The following is a 6,391-nucleotide window of genomic DNA, read 5'->3' on the forward strand; positions in this document are numbered from 1 at the left end:
ACCAGGACCTGCCCCGGCATCACCCGCTCGCCTTCCCGCACCGCCAGCCGGGTGATGGGCTCCGCCGCCGGGGCCGGCAGGGTGATGCGATCCCATTCCAGGGTGCCGAGCACCCGGTCCGGCTCGGGCCCGCAGCCGGCCAGCAGCAGGAGCGATGCCAGCAGCGGGGCGGCCTTCATGGCGTTAAGCCGGCCTCGACGGCGGCGGGCTGGAAGGTCAGCGGCTCGCTCGCCTCCAGCTCCGCCGACACCTCGCCGGCCAGTATCCGGCGCTGGTCTTCACCCAGGCGCAGCACCCGGCTGCCCGCTTCCGGAGCGAAGTCGAGGCCCTGGAGATCCAGCCAGAAGGTGCTCGGGCTGAGGGCGGACTCGAAGTAGTAGCGCAGATCCTTGTGGTCGACCACGCTGCGCCAGCGGGTGGAGGAAATATGCGGCACCTCGGGCGTGCTCACGCCGTAGGGCACGGACACATTGCGGATCACGCTGAACACGGCGGCGGTGGCCAGGCGGGCGTCCTCCACCCTGGGCACCGCATTGATGTAGAAATGGGCCCGGGCGAAGCGGTCGGCCGGCCGGTTGGTGCCCGGCAGCATGGTGGTGCCGCCGATGTTCTCCCAGTATTGCAGCAGGGCCAGCTGTTGCGCGTAGGGCGGCTCGTTGGTCAGCACCTGGTAATCGCGGCCGTGGTGGATGACCAGCTCGCCATCCAGGTATTCCATGATGGCGCTGTCGCCACCGGCGTCGGACAACGACAGGTGCACCAGGGCATCCCTGTCCTGCCCGGGCACCTGGCCGGTCAGCACCAGGAAGGGGTGCTTGCGCACATGCTCCACGGCTTCCGCCACGGTGGCGAAATTGTCGAGCATGTACTGGGCCCACAGCGACAGCGACAGGGTCGGGGTGGTGCCGTCCGGCTTGGGGAAGACGGAGTCGGGCAGCCACAGCAGGTTGGCGGCCAGGCCGGCCTCGTTCAGGCCGTCACTGCTGGCCAGGTCGTAGGCGCTGGCGATCACGCTGCCGTATTTCACCGTCCAGCGCAGGGAGGCGGGCCCGGCGGCGCCGTGGCGCTCCACCCCGCGCGGCAGCACCCAGAGGTGGGTGCCGATGTCCGTTTTCCAGTCCATGGTGCGGCCGGTCAGGATGCGCCCCTCCTCCCCCAGGTAGACGGCCCTGGTGCAGGCCTGGGCCTGTTGGCCGGTCAGTCCGGCGCCGAGCACGGCGCAGCCGGCCAGGATCAAAGCGGCAAGTTTTTTCATGTAAACTCCATGGTTGGCGGGGCGGATCCGGCCTCGGTGTCTTTTAGTGTAAACCACCCGCCACCGGGGTTCGGGAAGGCGCCGCCGCCGGACCTGGCGCCAGCGCCTACAATAGAGATTGTCCCCCTTACCGAGAAGCCGCCATGCCCCCTCTTTCTCCCCTGCAGGATCGCGCCGCCGGCGCCGTCATGGGTGCCTTTATCGGCGAAGCCCTGGGCGTGGGCCCGCACTGGTATTACGATCTCGACCAGCTGCACCGGGACCACGGCGACTGGATCGACGGCTACACCACGCCCAAACCCGGCCGCTACCACGAAGGGCTGAAGGCCGGCGAACTCTCCCAGGCGGGCCTGCTGCTCAAGCTGACCCTGGCCTCCCTGGTGGACTGCGGCGACTACGACGAGGCCGACTTCTGCTGGCGGCTGGACCATGACTTCTTCCCCCTGCTCGACGGCACGCCCCATGCCGGCCCCGGCGGCTACACCAGCCAGTCGATGCGCGATGCCTGGCACAAGCGGGTGGAAGAAGGCCACCCCTGGGGCCGCTGCGGCGGCTACGCCGACACCACCGAGGCGATAGAGCGCACCCTGGCCATCGCCGTGCGCCACGCCCATTCGCCGCGCCGGCTGGCCGAGGCGGTGGCGGCCAATACGGTGCTCACCCAGATAGACAACAACCTGGTGGCGATGACGGTGGCCTTCGCCGCCGTCACCGGCCTGCTGGTGCAGGGGCACCGGCTGGATCCGGCCCTGTCCGGCAAGCTGATGGCGCTGGTCCAGGCCGACGAGCTGCCCTTTCATACCGTTACCGGCAACCGGCTGCAACCGCCGCCGCCCCATGCCCCCGAGCCGCCCCGGGCCGGCCGCTTCGCCTCGCCGGACGCCCTGCTCACCCCCTCGTGCGTGGCCAGGGCCGCCGAGGATCCCGCCATCCGCATCGAGCCGGCCTGGAAGGTCTCGCTGGTGTACGGCATGCCCTGCGCCATCTACCACCAGTTGCCCGCCGCCTACTACCTGGCCGCCCGCTTTCACGACGACTTCGAGGCCGCCGTGCTGCACGCCATCAACGGCGGCGGCCAGAACCAGGCCCGCGCCATGCTCACCGGCACCCTGGTGGGTGCCCAGGTGGGGCTGTCCGGCATCCCCCAGCGCCTTATCGACGGGTTGGCCGAGGCCGACGAATTGCTGGAGTTGTCCCGGCAACTGGCGGAGCAGTTGGCAGCGGAGTGAAACCTGTTTGGATCAGCCCCGCCCGCCCTGGATGCCCGCCTTCGCGGGCATGACTTCGTTTGACCCCCTCACACCGAAAAGCGGGCGTAGATGGGATTATGGTCGGAGACCATGTCGGTATTGATGGCGGTGGCCGAGTGCAGTCTCATATCCCGGTAGAAGATAAAGTCCAGGGGCTGGCGGAAGTAGTGCTTGATATGGTGCGGGTCTTCCATCACCGCCTGCTGCAGGCCGGTGGCCCGGCAGAACTCGGCCAGGTAGTGCCGGCGCTGCCGGCTCCAGACGTTGAAATCCCCGGCCACGATCAGCGGCCCCCGGTGGAGCAGCAGTTCCCGCTTGAGTTGCTCCATTTCGAGGTGGAACAGGCCGTGATGCACGAAGTTGATGGCGTGGATATTGGCCACCAGCAGTTGCTCGCCCCCGGCCAGGGGGTGGCGGGTGAGGATCAGGCTCTTGTGGGTGGCAAAGCGCAGTTCCCGGGTGCGGCTGAGCAGGGCGGTGACTTCGTCGAAGGCGCACTGGCCGGCGGTCAGCACCCCGAACAGGTGCGCCGGGGTCTGGATATTGGGCGACACCGCGTAGGACCAGCCCTCCAGCTGCCACCGGCCGTGCAGCGCCAGCTTGGCCTCCTGCAACAGCAGCAGGCTGGTGGGAAAGCGCTGCATCAGCCCCGCCAGGCACAGCCGGAACTCGGGGTTAAGGGTCAGTTTCTGGGTATTCCAGCACAGCACGCCCAGATCGTCCCGGGCCAGCGGCTGGTGCTGGTGGATGAGCTGGTGGGGCGCGATACGGGGGCGGAGCATAGGAGTCTGTCCTGCGGTTGCCGGGATACAACCTCCATCTTAGCATCCCCGGTCGCCACGCCGGCGGGGAAATGCCCGCCCCGGGAGCCGCACGGCGGATGAGGTAGACCAGGCGCGCCGGGCTTATCCGGCCAGGTTGTGGTACAGCTCTTCTTCCTGGGCAAAATGTAGGCGCAGTATGGTGTCGAGGGCGTACAGGGCACGCTGCAGCTCGGGCAGGGCGGGCGACGCCAGCTCCGGCGCCTCGAGCGCCGCGGCCAGGCGCTCCAGCCCCTGCACCGCCTTGTAGATTTCCCGGTGGGTGTGGCTCATGGTCGCCATGGGATCGTCGCCCCCGATCAGGCGGGCGACCTGCGGATACAGCTCGGTATCGTCGCGCCGCTCGTGGGGCAGGATCTCCTGGCGCAAGACTCCAAGCAGCCGCTGCAGGCCGGCCAGCAGTTGTTCCGCTGGCAGCTCCGCCGCCCGGTCGGCCAGCCGGGTGATCTGCTCCAGCACCGGGAGCATGGCGGCGTGCTCTTCCCGCAGCCGCCGGACCCGGTCCTCCGACAGGCGCGCGTCCAAGGGCTGGCGCTCCAGCCCCAGCACGCGCAGGGCGTTGAGGATAGCCGCAACGTCTATCCCTTCCTGCAACAGGGCGCCGGCCAGGGGCGGCAGGTAGCCCAGCGCCGCGATCACCATGGCGATCATGGACAGTCCCAGCCCCAGGGTCACGCTTTGCAGCGCGATGGCCCTGGCCCGCTGCGCAATGCGCAGGGCAAAGGCCAGCCGGTCCAGCCGGTCCACCAACAGCACCACCTGCGCCGCCTCGGCGGCGGCCGCCGCGCCGCGCGCGCCCATGGCAATCCCCACGTCGGCCGCCGCCAGGGCCGGGGCATCGTTGACCCCATCGCCCACCATCAGGGTCACACCATGTTCACAGGAGGCGGCAATGGCGGCCAGTTTCGCCGCCGGGGTCTGCTCGGCCAGCACCTCGTCCACCCCCAGCACACCGCCAATGGTTTCCGCCACCTCGCGCCGGTCACCGGTCAGCATGACGCTGCGCCGGATACCGGCCAGCCGCAGCAGCCGCAGGGCCCGCGGGGTGTCGAGCCGGATCTCGTCCGCCATCTGCAGGGCCCCGACCAGGCGGCCGTCGACCGCGACATAAACAGCGCCGCTCCCCTCCTGGCCGCCGTGCCGCGCCAGCCGTTCCACCCAGGGCGGGTAAGGCTCCGGGCCGGCGGCATAATCGAGGCTGCCCACCCGCACCCGGCGGCCGTCGACCATGCCGCAGATACCGCTGCCGGCCTGTTCGCTCACCGCCGAGGGCAGCGACAGCTCCAGGTTCCGCTCCCGGGCCGCCTGCACCACGGCCCGGGCCACCGCATGGTCGGACATCTGATCCAGTGACGCGGCCAGCCGGATCACCTCCTCGTCGTCGGCCCCCGGCGCGCCGGCCACCGCCACCAGGCGGGCGCGCCCGCCGGTCAGGGTGCCGGTCTTGTCGAAGAACAGGGTCTCGGCCCGCGCCAGCTTCTCGATGGCGCCGCCGTGCTTGATCAGCACGCCGTGGCTGGCACAGCGCGACATGGCACTCACTATCGCCACCGGCACCGCCAGGATCAGCGGACAGGGGGTGGCCACCACCACCACCGCCAGCGCCCGCACCGGGTCGCCGGACCAGGCCCAGGCCGCTCCCGCCAGCGCCAGTGCCAGGGGCACGAACAGCAGCGCATAGCGATCGGCCAGGCGCATGGCCGGCGCCCTCGACTCGCGGGCGGACTGCACCAGCCGGACGATGGCGCTCAGCGCGCTGTCTTCGGCGGCATGCGTCGCCAGCATGTCGAAGGGCGCGCCGGCATTGACGCAGCCGCTTTGCAGGCGCTGGCCCGCACGGCAATCCACGGGCAAGGACTCGCCGGTCAGGGTGGCGGCGTCCAGCACCGCCTGCTCCGACAGCAGGCTGCCATCCACCGGCACCGTCTCCCCGGCGCGCACCAGCAGGCGGTCACCCGGCTCGACCGCGGCCAGCGCCACCTGCACTATGGCCTGGCCCTGGTAGCGGTTGGCGTGGCGCGGCACCTTTTCAAGCAGTGCCGACATCTCGCGCCCCGCCCGCCGTTCGGCGTAGTCCTCGAGCGTACGGCCGCTGCCCAGCATCAGGGCGATGACCCCCGCCGTCAGGTATTCCCCCAGGGCGAGGGCGCCGCCGATGGAAAACAGGGCGAGCAGATCGACCCCCGCCTGCCTGCGCGCCATGGCCCGCACTATGTCGACGAGGGTCAGCAGGAATACGCAGGCCGAAGCCCCCAGCCACAGCCGGCGCCGGCGGTGGCCCCCGTCAGCAGCAGGTTGACGTAATAGCGGTGAACCATGGCGGCACCATGAAAAAGCGGCATACCCCAAGCTTAGCCCGCCGGGGCTGGCCCGGGGCTAGTCCTCCCGCGGCCGCACCCGGGCGCCGTCCTCCAGCCCGGGGGCGGGATAGAGCACCAGCCGCTGCCCCGCCTCCAGCCCGGCCAGTATCTGCGCCTCGACGCCGTTGTCATGCCCCACCCGCACCGGGGTCAGCCGCGCCCGCCGGCCTTCCACCACCAGCACCGCCCAGCGCTCGCCGTCCCGGAACAGGGCGCTGGACGGAGCGATCAGCGCCGCCTCCTCTTGCCACACCACTATCCGCGCCTCCACCCGGTAGCCGTGGCCCAGGCTGCGGCGCCTGGCCGGCTCGCCGGCGAAGCGGATGACGGCGTTCACCCGCTGCTCCTCCACCCCCAGGGCGGAAAACTTGGTGAACCCCCGGGGCTCGACCCGCTCCACCACCCCGGCCAGGGGCGCCGGGCCGCCCCAGTGATCGATGATCACCCCCATGCCGGGCATCACCTGCACCGCGTCGGTCGACAGCAGCTCCACCACCACCTCCAGATCCCCCTCCGGGTCGCCCAGCTCCATGATGGGGGTGCCGGCGGCCAGCACCGTCTCGCTCTTTTGCAGCAGTTGCAGCACCCGGCCGGACACCGGCGCGACCAGCGCCAGGGGCAACGGCTCCGCCCCCCCGCCCGCGTCGGTCTCCAGCAACTGCGCCCGGGCCTGGGCCAGCTCCGCCTCGCTCACGCGCCAGCCGC

The 6,391-nt window shown here is 70.7% G+C and carries 5 protein-coding genes; 1 reads left to right on the forward strand and 4 read right to left on the reverse strand.

Annotated features, from left to right (window positions below; translation table 11 throughout):
* Positions 1-175 precede the first annotated feature (175 nt).
* Positions 176-1,255 carry a linear amide C-N hydrolase gene (locus tag CGX12_RS18515; RefSeq protein ID WP_094041354.1) on the reverse strand — a complete coding sequence of 360 codons (1,080 nt, stop codon included), beginning with the start codon at positions 1,253-1,255 and terminating at the stop codon, positions 176-178.
* 143 nt (positions 1,256-1,398) lie between these two features.
* Here CGX12_RS18515 and CGX12_RS18520 point away from each other — a divergent pair, with 143 nt between their 5' ends.
* Positions 1,399-2,484 (forward strand): ADP-ribosylglycohydrolase family protein, encoded by a 1,086-nt coding sequence (locus CGX12_RS18520; RefSeq protein ID WP_094041355.1) that lies wholly within the window; start codon positions 1,399-1,401, stop codon positions 2,482-2,484.
* Between the two features lie 68 nt (positions 2,485-2,552).
* Here the strand turns inward: CGX12_RS18520 and CGX12_RS18525 are convergent, their stop codons facing one another.
* The 3 genes from CGX12_RS18525 to CGX12_RS18535 form a co-directional block, all read right to left on the reverse strand.
* On the reverse strand, positions 2,553-3,287 hold the full coding sequence (locus tag CGX12_RS18525; protein WP_094041357.1) for an endonuclease/exonuclease/phosphatase family protein: 735 nt from the start codon (positions 3,285-3,287) through the stop codon (positions 2,553-2,555).
* Positions 3,288-3,410: 123 nt separating this feature from the next.
* Positions 3,411-5,528: a heavy metal translocating P-type ATPase gene (locus CGX12_RS18530; RefSeq protein ID WP_094041358.1), complete on the reverse strand. Its 2,118-nt coding sequence runs from the start codon at positions 5,526-5,528 to the stop codon at positions 3,411-3,413.
* 174 nt (positions 5,529-5,702) lie between these two features.
* Positions 5,703-6,391: efflux RND transporter periplasmic adaptor subunit (locus CGX12_RS18535; protein WP_142995699.1), on the reverse strand; the 689-nt coding region annotated here is incomplete at its 5' end.

It is taken from the genome of Zobellella denitrificans, from assembly GCF_002237365.1.
GTDB lineage: Bacteria > Pseudomonadota > Gammaproteobacteria > Enterobacterales > Aeromonadaceae > Oceanimonas > Oceanimonas denitrificans.

Coding starts and splice junctions, on each gene's coding strand:
- CGX12_RS18525 (WP_094041357.1), bottom strand. CDS start 3,287: ATGCTCCGCCCCCGTATCGCGCCCCACCAGCTCATCCACCAGCACCAG.
- CGX12_RS18520 (WP_094041355.1), top strand. CDS start 1,399: ATGCCCCCTCTTTCTCCCCTGCAGGATCGCGCCGCCGGCGCCGTCATG.
- CGX12_RS18530 (WP_094041358.1), bottom strand. CDS start 5,528: ATGGCGCGCAGGCAGGCGGGGGTCGATCTGCTCGCCCTGTTTTCCATC.
- CGX12_RS18515 (WP_094041354.1), bottom strand. CDS start 1,255: ATGAAAAAACTTGCCGCTTTGATCCTGGCCGGCTGCGCCGTGCTCGGC.